Annotated in this window: 16 protein-coding genes; 8 read left to right on the forward strand and 8 right to left on the reverse strand. The window is 68.2% G+C overall.

Features of this window, described 5'->3' with window-relative positions:
• The coding region (locus VHD82_RS16355) for a hypothetical protein (protein WP_325703765.1) at positions 1-181 on the forward strand (181 nt) is incomplete at its 5' end.
• A gap of 56 nt (positions 182-237) precedes the next feature.
• Here VHD82_RS16355 and VHD82_RS16360 read toward each other — a convergent pair.
• Positions 238-1005 (reverse strand): choice-of-anchor P family protein, encoded by a 768-nt coding sequence (locus tag VHD82_RS16360; protein ID WP_325703768.1) that lies wholly within the window; start codon positions 1003-1005, stop codon positions 238-240.
• A 44-nt stretch (positions 1006-1049) separates the two neighbouring features.
• On the reverse strand, positions 1050-1847 hold the full coding sequence (locus tag VHD82_RS16365) for a L,D-transpeptidase (protein WP_325703771.1): 798 nt from the start codon (positions 1845-1847) through the stop codon (positions 1050-1052).
• Between the two features lie 407 nt (positions 1848-2254).
• Between VHD82_RS16365 and VHD82_RS16370 the strand changes: the two genes are divergently transcribed.
• Together VHD82_RS16370 and VHD82_RS16375 are read left to right on the forward strand one after the other, a co-directional pair.
• On the forward strand, positions 2255-2674 hold the full coding sequence (locus tag VHD82_RS16370) for a DUF6319 family protein (protein WP_325703774.1): 420 nt from the start codon (positions 2255-2257) through the stop codon (positions 2672-2674).
• 132 nt (positions 2675-2806) lie between these two features.
• A complete protein-coding gene (locus VHD82_RS16375) occupies positions 2807-3457 on the forward strand; it encodes a GntR family transcriptional regulator (RefSeq protein WP_325703777.1) in 651 nt (216 codons plus the stop codon).
• Here VHD82_RS16375 and VHD82_RS16380 read toward each other — a convergent pair.
• Complete coding sequence (locus tag VHD82_RS16380; protein WP_325703780.1) at positions 3444-4760, reverse strand: MFS transporter; 1317 nt, start codon at positions 4758-4760, stop codon at positions 3444-3446. The two genes, VHD82_RS16375 and VHD82_RS16380, sit on opposite strands and share 14 nt — an antisense overlap.
• Positions 4761-4873: 113 nt before the next feature.
• Between VHD82_RS16380 and VHD82_RS16385 the strand changes: the two genes are divergently transcribed.
• Together VHD82_RS16385 and VHD82_RS16390 are read left to right on the forward strand one after the other, a co-directional pair.
• Positions 4874-5566: a DUF2848 domain-containing protein gene (locus tag VHD82_RS16385; protein WP_325703782.1), complete on the forward strand. Its 693-nt coding sequence runs from the start codon at positions 4874-4876 to the stop codon at positions 5564-5566.
• Positions 5567-5660: 94 nt separating this feature from the next.
• Entirely contained in the window at positions 5661-6389 is a 729-nt protein-coding gene (locus VHD82_RS16390; RefSeq protein ID WP_325703784.1) for a VIT family protein, read from the forward strand.
• On the opposite strand, the gene VHD82_RS16395 is transcribed toward VHD82_RS16390, so the two are convergent.
• Positions 6386-7843 (reverse strand): peptide MFS transporter, encoded by a 1458-nt coding sequence (locus VHD82_RS16395; RefSeq protein ID WP_325703787.1) that lies wholly within the window; start codon positions 7841-7843, stop codon positions 6386-6388. The two genes, VHD82_RS16390 and VHD82_RS16395, sit on opposite strands and share 4 nt — an antisense overlap.
• Before the next feature lie 225 nt (positions 7844-8068).
• On the opposite strand from VHD82_RS16395, the gene nhaA reads away from it, so the two are divergent.
• The 3 genes from nhaA to VHD82_RS16410 are packed head-to-tail and all read left to right on the forward strand — an operon-like array spanning position 8069 to position 10751.
• Positions 8069-9277 carry a Na+/H+ antiporter NhaA gene (gene nhaA, locus VHD82_RS16400; RefSeq protein ID WP_414637528.1) on the forward strand — a complete coding sequence of 403 codons (1209 nt, stop codon included), beginning with the start codon at positions 8069-8071 and terminating at the stop codon, positions 9275-9277.
• Between the two features lie 29 nt (positions 9278-9306).
• Positions 9307-9798, forward strand: a complete 492-nt coding sequence (locus VHD82_RS16405; protein WP_325703793.1) for a phage holin family protein — start codon at positions 9307-9309, stop codon at positions 9796-9798.
• 14 nt (positions 9799-9812) lie between these two features.
• Positions 9813-10751, forward strand: coding sequence for an alpha/beta hydrolase (locus VHD82_RS16410; RefSeq protein WP_325703796.1), 939 nt, complete (start codon positions 9813-9815; stop codon positions 10749-10751).
• A gap of 1 nt (position 10752) precedes the next feature.
• Here VHD82_RS16410 and VHD82_RS16415 read toward each other — a convergent pair whose 3' ends face one another.
• From VHD82_RS16415 to nth, 4 genes are read right to left on the reverse strand one after another with little or no spacing between them, the layout of a single operon-like run.
• On the reverse strand, positions 10753-11949 hold the full coding sequence (locus VHD82_RS16415) for a MarP family serine protease (RefSeq protein WP_325703798.1): 1197 nt from the start codon (positions 11947-11949) through the stop codon (positions 10753-10755).
• Complete coding sequence (locus VHD82_RS16420; protein ID WP_325703801.1) at positions 11946-12629, reverse strand: CoA pyrophosphatase; 684 nt, start codon at positions 12627-12629, stop codon at positions 11946-11948. Before VHD82_RS16420 ends, VHD82_RS16415 begins: the two co-directional genes overlap by 4 nt.
• Positions 12626-13219 (reverse strand): TlpA disulfide reductase family protein, encoded by a 594-nt coding sequence (locus VHD82_RS16425; protein WP_325703804.1) that lies wholly within the window; start codon positions 13217-13219, stop codon positions 12626-12628. Before VHD82_RS16425 ends, VHD82_RS16420 begins: the two co-directional genes overlap by 4 nt.
• Positions 13216-13899, reverse strand: coding sequence for an endonuclease III (gene nth, locus VHD82_RS16430; RefSeq protein WP_325703806.1), 684 nt, complete (start codon positions 13897-13899; stop codon positions 13216-13218). Before nth ends, VHD82_RS16425 begins: the two co-directional genes overlap by 4 nt.
• Positions 13900-13940: the final 41 nt, after the last annotated feature.

Raw genomic sequence — 13940 nt, forward strand, 5'->3', positions numbered from 1 at the left:
CAAACCCCGCCAGATCATGGTCGTGCCCGAACTCCCCAAAACCCGCTCCGGGAAAATCATGCGCCGCCTCCTGCGCGACGTCGCCGAAAACCGCGCCATCGGCGACGTCACCACCCTCGCCGACTCATCAGTCATGGACCTGATTTCGTCCGGGCTGCAGTCGGGCAAGGGCGAAGACTGACCTGAACGCGACTGGGGCCCCTTCCCACGGGAAGGGGCCCCAGTCTGTCTGCGGACTCAGCCGGTCACGTCGAGGTGCGCCTTGACCGGGGTCGGCGTCGGCGCCTTGCCGTTCGAGGTCGCCTTGTCCCCTGAGCCGGAACCCGAGCTGCCGCCCTTCGAGGAGGTCGGCGTGCTCGACGTGGACTTCGTCGGCTCGGTGGGCTTCGTCGTGGTCGTCTCGCCGCCGCCATCGCCGTCGTCACCGGGCGCGCAGGTCGCCGACGCGATGTCGATCTTCTGGACGTTGTCCACGTTGATCGAGATGGCGGTGACGGTGACCGAACCGTCCTTGTGCGTGACCTGCTTGTTCAGCACGACCGACAGCACCCCGGGGACCGATACCCCGGTGTTCGCCGGTACGGCCACGTCGAGCTTCAGGTCACCGATCTTCGCCTTGGCGAGCGAGGACGTGGCCTTGCTGCCGTCGCACTGCGCCTCGATGGCCGACGCGCTCAGCAGCGGCTTGCCCACACCGAGGCCAACCGACACGTCCGCGACGCTGGCCCGGGCGCCCTCAGCGCCGGCCTGCGCGTTCAGCACGTGCAGCGAGACCAGGCTGGCGGGCAGGTCGAGCTTGGCCAGCGACTCCTGCGAGAAGCCATCGGAGTCGTCGACGGCCGGGGTCTCCTTGATCGTGAGCAGCCCGGATGCGGAGATCGCGAACGCCGAGTTCACGCCGGAACCGGCCGTGGTCGCGCCGGCGGCGGGGGCGAGCAGCACACCCGAGACGAGCAGCGCGGACAGCGCGCCGACCCCGCCGACGACAGCCTTCTTTCTGGACAAGAAATCACCTTTCCTGGAATTGTTTCCCCGTTTTCCCTGCGCGATCAGACAATGTTGACGATCGTGCCGAGCGGCATTTTGACGAGCTGGTCCAATGCGTCCTGCGGAACGCGGATACAACCGTCGGAATTGGCTTTTCCGACGAAACTGTCGTTCGGCCAGGTGTGCAGGCCGACGGTGCCGGGGCCGCCGCCGAACGTCTCCAGCGAGTCCGAGTGGTAGCTCAGCGGGAGCACGATCGGGCTGTAGGTGTTCTTCGTTTCTTCGATCGACGCGATGATGTAGGCGCGGCCGGCCGGGGTGGGATGCTCCGGCTTACCGGTGCCGATGGTCCACTTCCCGGTCTGCTTGCCGTTCTCCAGGATCTCCAACGTGAACGAGGCGCGGTCGACGTTGATGGCGTAGTCGTTCTGCGCGGATTCCGCGGTGCCTTCGGGTACGTGCACCCAGCCCGCCGAAGCATTCGGCCTTGTCGGCAGCAGCACCTCGGCCCAGTCGTCCTGTTCGGCGACGACCGGAACCCAGGTCGGCGAGCCCATCTGAATCGTGGGCAACTTGGCGATCGGCTTGCCGCCCATGCTCGCGTAGACCACCAGATCGTTCTTCGGATGCAGCACCTTGCCCGCGCTCGCACCGGCTCCCGGCTGCGGATCCAGCGGGGCGCCGGTGACCGTGGCGAAGGTGTTGGCCTCCGGCAGTTGGGTCAGATCCTCCTGGCTGACCGCTGCCGGCGCGACGTCCGGGGAATCATTTCCGGAACAACCAGCCGTGCACAGCACCAGAATTGAGAAACCGGCGACCGCGAAGATTTTCCGGGCGCGCGAAACCGCAGTTTTTTGCATCTACCAATCCTCGAGACAACTTCGGACAGAAAATCCGCCGCGCCGTGTCTCCCCGTGGACACGTGACACTGCAGGGGCGTCTGGGTCAGATAGCTATCAGCAACACGTTCCGATGATCAACTATCGGGTAGCTCACCCTCAAGGCCGCCACCTGCGGAAACGTCGCATTTGCCAAGCTCGCGGAAAATCGGTCAATACACCCGATCGGGTGTTGATCTGTAACGGAAACCGCAGGCATCCACCCTGCCGTGGGCCACCCGGACGAGTGGCCACACCCCCAGCCGGGACACCGCCGGGGCTCGCCCGCACAATCTGACTCCGGGACCCACTATTCCCAAAGTCGAACACGTGTTCTAGGATTCCGGTCGTCGTAGCCGGACCCCACGAAGAGGGAGACCGCACCCGTAATGAGCTTGGACACCACGACCGCCCCGCAGGAGCAGGCCACCGACGAGGAGAAGCCTGCCGCGAAGCCCACCGAGGCCACTGAAACCGAGTCGGCCGAGGAGACCCCGAAGCCCAAGCGCGGCCGCGCGAAGGGCGCCACAGCCCGCAAGACCCGCACCGTCGAGTTGACCCTGACGGTCACCGGCACGGCCGATGGCGATTGGCAGGCAGAGCTCAAGCACGGCAGCACCTGGGTGGCGCGTGGCCTGGCGATCTCCGCCTCGGCCGTGTCCCGCGCGGTCAAGGAGCTGCACGAGGACCTGTCCACCCCGATCGACGAGGTGATCAACCAGGCCCGCGAGCAGCAGCGGGCCAAGGTCGCGCAACTGGAAGCCGAACTCGAAGAGGCGAAGCAGGCACTTGTCGAACTCGACAACTGACCTATAGTCGATAGCGCCCCAGAGACTCGCCGGGGCGGATGCTCACTCGATCAGGCATCCGCCCCGGCGTTCCGTTGTAACGGCATCGCTCCGAGTACGATCTGTATACAACGTGTATGGAGGGAGCGCCGGATGCCTGGCACAGCCAAGGCCGCAGTCTCGGGCCGTGAGAAGGCCTACCAGTTCCTGAAGCGCACGGTGCTGGCCGATCCCGAGCTCGAAGGTGCCTTCGTCAGCGAACAGGACGTGGCAGAGCAGGTAGGTGTTTCGCGAACGCCCGTGCGGGAGGCGCTGCTCCAGCTGGCGTCCGAGGAGCTCGTGCAGCTGGTGCCCAACCGCGGCGCGTACATCGCCCCGCTCAGCGGCCGTGACCTGCGCGAGCTGTTCGAACTGCGCGGAGTCCTCGAGCGATATGCCGCGCAGCGGGCCATCGAGACCGGCAACGTCCCGGTGGCCGAGCTCCAGGCCGCGATGGAGCAGCAAAAGCGGTTCGAGGACCCGGCGCACGCCAAGGAGTTCATCGAGTTCGACCACCTCTTCCACAGCGTGCTGGTCGACAGCGTGGGCAATTCGATGCTCAGCAAGACCTACGCTTCACTGCGCGCCCGGCAGATGCGTGCCGGGCTCACTGCGCTGTCCCGGTCCAGCGATCGCCAAGAGCGGGTGCTCGCCGAGCATTACGCCATCTTCAAGGCCCTCGAGCTGGGCGCCGTATCGACGGCGATCGCCGCGATCGACCACCACCACACGACAACGCTGAACACGCAGCTCACCGCGACGTGACCGACGCGTCCACCTCGGCCGGAGCATCGGCCGACCTGCGGGCGAGCACCACGCCGATCACGCTGACAATGCCCGCGACCAGTACGTACAGGGCGAGCACGAGCCAGGTACCGAATCCGGCCAGCAGGCTCGTGAACAGCAGCGGCGCCACAGCACCGCCGATCACGCCGGCCAGGGTGTACGCGAGCGAGCTGCCGGTGTAGCGCAGGCGCTCCGAGAACTGCTCGGTGATCAACGCCGCCTGCGGCCCGTACAGCGCCGCGTGGATCACCAGCGCGACCACCACGCCGAGCAGCACCGCGGCGAACGAGCGCGTCGACAGCAGCGGGAAGAACACGAACGGCCAGATCGCCCCGAGGATGGTGGCGACCAAGTACAACCGCCGGCGGTCAATCCGGTCGGACAGTGCGCCGAACGCCGGCATGAGCACGAGCTGACAGGCCGAACCGATCATCACCGCCGTCAGCCCCTCGCCGCGCGACATGTGCAACTGCTGGGTCATGTAGGTCAGCACGAAGACCGTGAACAACGCGTACATCACGTCCGGGCAGACGCGCACGAAAATGGCCGCGAGCAAGCCCCGCTTCTCGGTGCGGAACACCTCGGAAATCGGCGCCTTCGGCCGGTCACCGGTTTCGGCGATCCGGCGGAACACCGGCGTCTCCTCCAGCCGCAGCCGGATCCACAAGCCGAATGCGACGAGTACACCGGAGAGCAGGAACGCCACCCGCCAGCCCCAGGAGTCGAACTGGGCCTCGGTGAGCGCGAGCGAGAGCACGGCCAGGACGCCGTTGGCCAGTAGGTTGCCTGCCGGCGGGCCGATCTGCGCGGCCGACGCCCAGAAGCCGCGCCGGGCCGGGTCACCGAACTCGCTGGACAACAGCACGGCGCCGCCCCACTCGCCGCCGATACCGACACCCTGCGCGAAGCGCAGCAGCACTAGCAGCACCGCGGCCAGGCCGCCGACGGCCGCGTGCGTGGGCAGCAGGCCGATCAGGAACGTGGCGATACCGGTGAGCAGCAGCGTCACCACCAGCACCCGCTTGCGGCCGAGCACGTCACCGAGCCTGCCGAATACGAATCCGCCGAGCGGGCGGGACAGGTAGCCGACCGCATACGTGGAGAACGCGGCCATCGTGCTGACCAGCGGATCTCCGCCCGGGAAGAACTGATGCCCGAAGACTGTCGCGGCCGCGGCGGAGTAGGCGGCGAAGTCGTACCACTCCAGCGAAGTGCCGGACAGGCTGGCGAGAAACGCGCGACGCAGGGAAGTCGCGTCCGCCTTCGGCGTAGCGGAGGTCATTGCTCACATCCTGGTCTCGTTGGTCGGACTGATCCGGTAATACTGGTTGTATACAACCTGCATGCGCAAGGTCTGTCAGGTAAGAACTGGGTTACCCCGAAACGGAGAAGGCCATGACGACACCTCCCGAACTGCGGTTCCGGCTGCCCGACGGCGCGGAAGTGACGGTCGGCGTGCACACCCTGCTCAACGGCGGCTACGCCGGGCGGAACCAGGAAGACGTCGCGGCGCACGTCGCCGAACTGGCCGACCTTGGCGTCCCCGCTCCCGAGTCGACCCCGGCCGTCTACCCCGTCTCCCCGTACCTCGCGATGCAGACCGACGAAGTGCCCGCACAGCACGAGCGCACGTCCGGCGAGGCCGAATGGGCATTGCTCATCACCGGCCCACGCCCGGAGGATGTGCTGCTCACCGCGGCTTGCGACCACACCGACCGCGCGCTGGAAGTGCACGGCGTGGCCTGGAGCAAGAACGCCGGCCCGGACGTGCTGGCCCGCGACGCCTGGCGGCTGACCGACGTCGCCGACCGGATCGACGACCTCACCCTGCGCGCCTGGGCGGACGACACCCTGATCCAGGACGGCACGGCCGCCGAGTTGCTCAGCCCCGAGTACTGGCTCGGTTTCCTGACTGAACACAACCTGCACGAGACCGGCGTGGCCCTGCTCTCGGGCACCATCCCGATGCGCGCGGGCGTGGACCAGTTCGCCGGCCAGTGGCGCGTCGAGCTTGGGGACCCCGCCACTGGAGCGGCGATCGACCTCGGTTATCGCGTGCGGCGACTCCCGGAGTTCACCGGGAAATAGCAATTAGGCTAGCCGAAACTAACTGAGGTTTGCCTTTTCTCGGTCGACCGAACATAGCACGACAAATACGCGCGCGCTGTGTTTGAATAAAGCTGTGACCGAAACCCAGGACGCCACTTCGGCGCACTCCCACGAACCGCACAACGAGAGCATCGGCAGCAAGCTGAACTGGCTGCGGGCCGGCGTTCTCGGGGCCAACGACGGGATCGTGTCGGTCGCCGGGATCGTGGTCGGGGTCGCGGGAGCGACCACAGACCGCCCCGCCGTGCTCGTGGCCGGAATCGCAGGACTGGTCGCGGGCGCGCTTTCGATGGCGGGCGGTGAATACGTCTCGGTGAGCACCCAGCGCGATACCGAACGCGCCCTGCTCAGGCTGGAAAAGCACGAACTGAAAACAATGCCGGAGGCAGAGGAACGCGAACTCGCGGAGATCTACGAAGAGAAAGGGCTGTCCCCGAAGCTGGCCGCGGAAGTCGCGCGCGAGCTCACCGAGAAGGACGCGTTCCAGGCGCATGCGGAGGCCGAACTCGGGATCGATCCCGACGACCTGACGAGCCCGTGGCAGGCGGCGTGGGCCTCGCTGCTGTCGTTCTCCGTCGGCGCGCTGCTGCCGTTGCTGGCCATCGCGCTGCCGCCGCTGTCCTGGCGGGTGTGGGCCTGCGTGATCGCGGTGGCCGTCGGCTTGTTCCTCACCGGTTACGTCAGCGCCCGGCTGGGCAACGCGCGTGCCGGGCGGGCCGTGCTGCGCAACGTCGGTGTCGGCCTGCTGACCATGCTGGTCACGTACTACGTCGGCGCACTCTTCGGCGTGGCCACGAGTTAGCGCACGCCCGACATCAGCTTCCGGACGAACGGGCTCGCCATCGCCAGCAGCACACCGATCACGATCGCGACCGCGCCGAGGATGCCGAAATACGGGCCTTCGTTGTCGGCGCTGTAGTACTCGGCCAGCGAGCCGGAAAGCGCCGTGCCCAGCGAAACCGACAGGAAGAACAGCGCCACCATCTGCGTCTGGAACGCCTGCGGCGCGAGCTTCGTGGACAACGACAGCCCGACCGGCGAGAGCATCAGCTCGGCGAGGGTGAACACGAGCAGGATGCCGACCAGGCCGAGCAACGGGGCGCTGTTGGGCCCGCCGCCCGCCATTGGCAGGAACAGCAGGAAAGCCACACCCATGATCGACGTGCCGAGGGCGAACTTGATCGGCGTCGAGGGCTGGCGCCGTCCGAGTTTGGTCCACAGCAGGGCGAACAACGGCGCGAGCACGATGATGAACACCGGGTTGATCGACTGCACCCAGGACACCGGCATCTCCCAGCCGAACAGGTTCCGGTCCAGTCGCTTGTCCGAGTAGACCTCGACCACGGTGAACTGCTGCTGGTACAGCGACCAGAAGGCCGCGCTCGCGATGAACATCGGGATGAACGAGAACACCCGCTTGCGTTCCACCGTGGTGATCTTGCGGCTGGTCAGGATCACCACGAAGTAGATGATCGCGGCGACCGCGACCACCCACACGACGACGTCGGAGAGGTTCGCCGCGGTCACCAGCCCGGTCAGCACCGCCACCAGGATCACGGCGACCGCCAGCACGGCGACGCCGGTCATCGGCAGTCTGCCGCTCGCGGGCAACGGGTTCGGCACCGTCCTCGCCGACTCCGGCAGGTGCCGGCGGCCGATCGTGTACTGAATCAGCCCGAGCGCCATGCCGATCGCGGCCAGCCCGAAACCGAGGTGGAAGCCGACGTTGCTCTGCGCCAGCCCGGTCAGCAGCGGGCCGACGAAGCTGCCGAGGTTGATGCCCATGTAGAACAGGCTGAACCCGCCGTCGCGCCGCTCGTCCTTCTCGCCGTAGAGCGTGCCGACGACGGAGGTCGCGTTGCCCTTGAGGCCGCCACTGCCGAGCGCCACGCACACGAGGCCGACGCCGACCCCGAGGAAACCGGGCAGTACGGCGAGGGCGAGATGCCCGATCATGATCAACACGCCGCTGTAGAAGAGCGTGCGTTCCGCGCCGAGCAGCCGGTCGGCGATCCAGGCGCCGGCGATCGTCGACAGGTACACCAGCCCGCCGTACGCGCCCGTGATGCTGGTGGCGGTGGCCTCCGGCATCGCGAGCCCGCCGTTGGCGACGGAGTAGTACAGGTAGATGGGCAGGATGCCCAGCATCCCGTAGTAGGAGAACCGCTCCCACATCTCCACGCCGAACAGGTTCGCGAGCGCCAGTGGGTGCCCGAAGAACCTGCGGTCCGAATCAGCCTCGGTAGAGGTCGTCATCGCCGACACGTCCCTTTGGTCTAGACATTGTTGGCGATTCACATACTAGAACCTCGTTCTGGTTTGGTCGCGCCGGTCCCGTGCTGCGCCGTCGATTACCGATCCGATCACAGCCACGGCGGAACAAATCGCACGTCAGGCCGGCACCCTCCGTTCGCATCCGCCTGCTTTTGGCCGAATCGGTAAAATGACTTCCAGGTGCGCCGGGAAGTCTGGTCGGCAAGACTGAGCCGACCCCGAAGGAGCCCACCCGTGCAGCGCGCCGCCGCCGAGTTCGTTCGTTTCCTCCGCACCGAGACCACCGGCGGCCTGATCCTGCTCGGCGCCGCCGCGATAGCACTGATCTGGGCCAACTCCCCCCTCGACGACGCGTATCGGACGATCCGGGATTTCCACCTGGGACCGGACTTTCTACACCTGCGGCTGTCCATTGGGGACTGGGCGAAGGACGGCTTGCTCGCGTTGTTCTTCTTCATCGCGGGTCTGGAGCTCAAGCGCGAGCTGGTGATCGGCGAACTGTCGCACTGGAAGCGTGCGGCCCTGCCGGTGGTCGCCGCACTCGGCGGCATGGTGGTGCCCGCGCTCCTCGCGCTCGCGATCGCCGGCGGCACCCCGGGCATCGACCGCGCGTGGGCGATCCCGACGGCGACGGACATCGCCTTCGCGCTCGGCGTGCTGGCGATCACCGGCTCGAACCTGCCCAGCAGCGCGCGGGTGTTCCTGCTGTCGCTGGCGGTGGTGGACGACCTCGGCGCGATCGTGCTGATCGCCGTGCTGTTCACCACCGGTTTCAACCTGATCGCCGCGGCGGTCGCGGTGGTGGCGCTGGCGCTGTACGCCTGGCTGCAGCACCGCCGCGTCCGGACGGCCTGGATCTACGTGCCGCTGGCGTTGATCACCTGGGTCGCGGTGCATTCGGCCGGGGTCCACGCGACGATCGCCGGCGTCGCGCTGGGCCTGCTCACGCGCGTCCGGTCCGATCCCGGCGAGGAGCACGCGCCTGCTTTGCGCCTGGAGCACCGGCTGCAGCCGTGGTCGGCGGCGGTGGCGGTACCGGTGTTCGCGTTGTTCGCTGCCGGGATCAAGATCGACGCGCATTCGCTGACCGAGGTGTTCACCACCGCACTGCCGCTCGCCGTGCTCATCGGTCTGGTCGTCGGCAAGTTCGTCGGGCTGCTCGGCGCCTCCGCACTGGCGGTGAAACTGCGCTTCGCGGAACGGCCGCGCGGCACCGGTTGGCGAGACCTGGCGGCGTTGTCGCTGCTCGGCGGGGTCGGGTTCACCGTCAGCTTGTTGATCTCCGACCTGGCGTTGTCGGGTGAGGAGAGCGAGCTGGCGAAGACGGCGGTGTTGCTGGCTTCCGCGTTCGCGTCGCTCGCCGGGGCCGCGGTGTTGCTTCGCCGCAACAAAGTGCACGGCGCGCGGGAGGACTGACCGAGCCGCCCCGGGCGACACATGGCACGATGGCCCCCGTGAGCAGCCAGGAGCACGAACGCAACGGCCCAGACGGCCTCGGGGCCGTGCCCTACATCCCGCTGTCCGCCGATGACGGCGCGACCAACGGTTCCCAATCGATCGGCAGTCTCGTCGGGCAGGCGACACAACACCTGTCCACGCTGGTCAGGGCCGAGGTCGAGTTGGCGAAGTCGGAGGTCGTCGGCGAGGTCAAGAAGGGCGTCAAGGGCAGCGTCTTCTTTGTGATCGCCGGGGTCGTCGGGCTGTACAGCTCGTTCTTCTTCTTTTTCTTCCTCGGTGAGCTGCTGTCCGAATGGCTCAAGCGGTGGGCGGCCTTCGCCATCGTGTTCGGCCTGATGCTCGTGGTCACCGTGCTGTTCGCGTTCCTTGGCTGGCGCAAGCTGAAGAAGATCCGCGCGCCGGAACGCACCATCACCAGCTTCAAGGACACCGCGGCCGCGCTCAAGCCGAAGCGCGAGGCCGTTCCCGAGCACAGCTGACGTCCGCCGTCTCCGTGGAGCCGCCCGATCCGTCCACCGTCCGGTTCGCCGGGCCCTGGACGCACCGAGACGTGTCCGCCAACGGTATCCGGTTGCACGTCGCCGAGGCCGGTACCGGCCCGATGGTGCTGCTGCTGCACGGGTTCGCCGAGTTCTGGTGGGCCTGGCGGCATCAGCTGCGGTCGCTGGCCGACGCCGGGTTCCGCGTGGTCGCGGCGGATCTGCGCGGCTACGGCGACTCCGACAAGCCTCCGCGCGGGTACGACGCGTGGACGCTCGCCGGTGACGTCGCCGGGTTGATCCGTTCGCTCGGCGAGCGCCGGGCGCATCTGGTCGGGCACGCGTGGGGCGGCATGCTCGCCTGGACGGCGGCCTCGCTGCATCCCCGGTTTGTCGCGTCGGTGAGCGTGCTCGGCGGGGCGCACCCGCTGGCGTTCCGCTCCGCGATCGCCGGAACAGCGTTGCGGCGCAAGCACAACAGCCAGACCAGGGCGATGGGGCACCTGCTGCGTTTCCAGGTTCCGATGCGGCCGGAGAAATGGCTGGTGGCCGACGACGCCGCCGCCGTCGAGCGGCTGATGCGCGCCTGGTCCGGCCCCGTGTGGCCGACGACCGGGGATTTCCCCGACACGGTAAGGGAATTCCGCCAGGCGATGCTTGTGCCCGGGGTGGCGCACAGCGCGCTGGAGTACTACCGCTGGGCGTTCCGCGCGCAGTTCCGCGGCGAGGGTAAGCGCTTCACCAGCGCCGTCGGCACTCGCACCGCCGCGCCGGTCCTCCAGATCCACGGCAGCGCCGACACGTGCGTGCTGCCCGAGACCGCCCGTGATTCCGCGCCGTGGCAAGGGCCGCGGTCACGGTTCGAGTCCCTTTCGGACATCGGCCACTTCCCGCATCTGGAAGACCCCGGCCGCACGGACAAGGCGCTCATCGCGTTCCTCAACGAGCAGTAGCTCAGGCCGCGCAGGACCCCGTGCTGACCCGGGCGCTCAGCGAGGGCGCCTCCTCGATCACCGGGCTCACCTGCTTCGCCGTCAGCGTGAAGCCGGTGTCCGCGTCCTCCACGGAGGCCCCGAACACGACCCCGATGACCTGGCCGGACGGGTTCACCAGCGGGCCGCCGGAGTTACCGCTGCGCACCTGCGCGCGCACCGTGAAAACGTCCCGGCGCACGGTATGTGAATCGTAGATGTCCGGGCCCTGCAACGTGATCTCGTTGCGGATACGGGCCGCGGTGGCGGTGTACGGGCCGTCGAGCGGGTAGCCGAGCACGATCGCGCTGTCACCCGCCTGCCCCGGCGTGGACGCCATCGTCAGCGGTGTGGCGTTCAGCCGCGGCACGGCGAGCACCGCGATGTCGACCTCGGGATCGAAGTAAACGACCCTTGCCGGCAACCGACCCTGCGACGTCTCCACCGCCGTCTCGTCCGTGCCCGCGACGACGTGCGCGTTGGTCACCACGCGCTGCGGCGCGACGACGAAGCCGCTGCCCTCCAGCGCGCGCGAACAGGACGACGCCGTACCGCGGATCTTGAGCACACTGCCCTTCAACTGCTGCACGACGGCGCTGGTCTGCAGGCTCGTGTCCGGCGGCGCGATCTCGTTGATCTGGGTCTTCTGGAACGGGTCCACGACCGACGGGAACCCGGACGCGTCAAGGAGTTTCCGCAGGTCCGCCGGCAACCCTTCGGCGGCGGCCGGCATCGCCTTGTCGACCGCGCCGAGCACGGCCGAGTTGTTGATCGCCTTGGCCAGCCCCGGCAGCGCCGCGACCCCGGTCAGCGGGACCGCGATCAGCCAGGCGACCACGAACACCACGATGCCCTGCACGATCGCGCCGAGCGTCTGGTCGATGCCGGTGAGCTTGCTGGTGTCGAACCGCTGCTTGACCGTCATCTTGATCCGACGGCCTAGCCACACCCCGAGCGTTTCGCCGAGTGCCACCAGGAAGACCACCGTGGCGACGGCGAACGCGACCTTCGCGGCGGGGCTGCCGAACAGCTGGACCACCAGTGGGGCGAGCCGGATGCCGCCGATGGCCCCGGCGATCACGCCGATCAGTGCGGGCAGCGCGATGACGACACCTTGCCGGGCGCCGGAGATCGCGGCCAGCAGCGCCAGCACAATCACCAGCACGTCGACCCAGTTCATCGTGTCTCCCTTTCGTGATCGCGCAACGCTACGTCAAGATCGCGCACATCGTCGCGATCCCACTCGCGTTCCCAGCCACCCAGGGAAAGCAGCGCCGACAACAGGCCGGCCGTGAAGCCCCAGACGAACAACCCGTCGACGACGAAGACCGGGCTCCGGATCGGCATCCCGGGCCTGCTGACCTGGAACCGGTTTGCCGGCTCCGCCAGGTCGCGCACTGCGACCCTGGCCACCGCGGCCGTCTCGGCCGGGTCGACCGCATGCACCGGCGACGGCTTCTCCCAGTGCGCGAGCACCGGTGTCACCGCGAAATGCGACACGGGCACGAACAGCTGCGGGAGGATCGCGACCGGTCGCACACCGATGGGGTCGACGCCGGTCTCCTCCTCGGCTTCGCGCAAGGCCGTGTCGACGATCCCGTCGTCACCGTCCTCGACGCCGCCACCGGGGAACGCGACCTGCCCGGCGTGCGAGCCGAGGGTGTCGGCGCGCCGCTGCAGCAGGACGTCCGGGCCGCGCGGGCCTTCGCCGAACAGGATCAGCACCGCCGCCGAGCGGGTGTACTCGTTGTCCGGCGGGCTGAACCGCATGAACGTGCTGGAGTCGACCCGCCCGCTGGCCTCGACCAGCGGGCGCAACCACGCGGGGACCGAGCCCGCTTCGACCAGCGGGCCGCTCACGAGTACTCCTCCACGGCCTTGCGCACCGCGTCACTGTTGTCGAAGAGACGTGGGTTTTCGATGAAATGAACCTGTCCGTCCGCGGTGACCAGGTACGACGCCGGCAACGCGGAGGGCACCTTGAACGCCGAGCGCGCCGGGCCTGTCGAGCCTTCCCCGTCGAACGCGCTCGGCAGCCGCACGCCGAGCCGCTGGAGCAGTTCGAGTCCGTCCGCTTCCGAGCTGGCGACCTGCACCTCCAGTACCCGCACCGCGCCGACCTGCGCGGCGTACTGGTTCAGCACCGGTAACTCCGTCTTGCAGGGCTCGCACCAGGTGGCCCAGAAGTTGACCAAGGTCGGTGCACCGGCCAGCGCCGTACCGAGATCGATCGTCGAGCCGTCGCCGAGGCATTGCGCCTGCACGCCCTTGAGCTGCGGGACCTCACCCGTGCCGGTCGGGCAGGCCGGTAAGGCCGCCGCCGCGCGGGCCTGCGACAGGTCGGGCGCCGCGGTGTTCTGCGTCGTGCCGTTGTGCCGGGGCAGGACCGCGATGATCACCCCGAGCACCAGCACGCCGATCACCAGCGCCCACTTCGTCGCCTTGGTCACTGCCCTTGCACCATCGCCAGCAGGTGGTCGCGTTCCGGGCCCTTGACGAGCTTCGCCGCCTCTTCGAACCCGGTCGGGCCCGCGCCGTAGGACGGGCAGTCACGGGCGAGCGGGCACGCGCCGCACGCGGGTTTGCGGGAATGGCAGACGCGACGGCCGTGGAAGATCACCCGGTGCGAGAGCATCGTCCAGTCCTTGCGCGGGATCAGCTCGCCGACCGCGTGCTCGACCTTGACCGGGTCCTCTTCCTTCGTCCAGCCCCAGCGGCGGACCAACCGGCCGAAATGGGTGTCCACCGTGATGCCGGGGATGTCGAAGGCGTTGCCGAGCACGACGTTCGCGGTCTTGCGGCCGACGCCGGGAAGTGTGACGAGTTCCTCTATTTTGCGCGGCACCTCCCCGTCGAACCGCTCGACGAGCGCGGCGCCCAAGCCGATCAGCGAATTCGCCTTCGCCCGGAAGAACCCGGTGGGGCGCAGGAGTTCTTCGAGTTCGGTGCGATCCGCGGCGGCGTAGTCGGCCGCGGTTCGGTAGCGCGCGAACAACGCGGGCGTGACCTGGTTCACCCGCACATCGGTGGTCTGCGCGGAAAGTACGACGGCGACGATCAGTTCCAGCGGGCTGGTGAAGTCGAGTTCGGCCTGCGCGTCCGGATACGCCTCGGCGAGGCAACGCAGCATGCGGCGAGCGCGTCTAACAAGAGCAAGCCGGCTTTCGTCAC

This window comes from Amycolatopsis sp. (assembly GCF_035546795.1).
In the GTDB taxonomy this organism is placed as follows: Bacteria; Actinomycetota; Actinomycetes; order Mycobacteriales; family Pseudonocardiaceae; genus Amycolatopsis_E.

Coding starts and splice junctions, on each gene's coding strand:
- VHD82_RS16395 (WP_325703787.1), bottom strand. CDS start 7,843: ATGACGACCTCTACCGAGGCTGATTCGGACCGCAGGTTCTTCGGGCAC.
- VHD82_RS16375 (WP_325703777.1), top strand. CDS start 2,807: ATGCCTGGCACAGCCAAGGCCGCAGTCTCGGGCCGTGAGAAGGCCTAC.
- nth (WP_325703806.1), bottom strand. CDS start 13,899: ATGCTGCGTTGCCTCGCCGAGGCGTATCCGGACGCGCAGGCCGAACTC.
- VHD82_RS16365 (WP_325703771.1), bottom strand. CDS start 1,847: ATGCAAAAAACTGCGGTTTCGCGCGCCCGGAAAATCTTCGCGGTCGCC.
- VHD82_RS16385 (WP_325703782.1), top strand. CDS start 4,874: ATGACGACACCTCCCGAACTGCGGTTCCGGCTGCCCGACGGCGCGGAA.
- VHD82_RS16370 (WP_325703774.1), top strand. CDS start 2,255: ATGAGCTTGGACACCACGACCGCCCCGCAGGAGCAGGCCACCGACGAG.
- VHD82_RS16405 (WP_325703793.1), top strand. CDS start 9,307: ATGGCCCCCGTGAGCAGCCAGGAGCACGAACGCAACGGCCCAGACGGC.
- VHD82_RS16415 (WP_325703798.1), bottom strand. CDS start 11,949: ATGAACTGGGTCGACGTGCTGGTGATTGTGCTGGCGCTGCTGGCCGCG.
- VHD82_RS16380 (WP_325703780.1), bottom strand. CDS start 4,760: ATGACCTCCGCTACGCCGAAGGCGGACGCGACTTCCCTGCGTCGCGCG.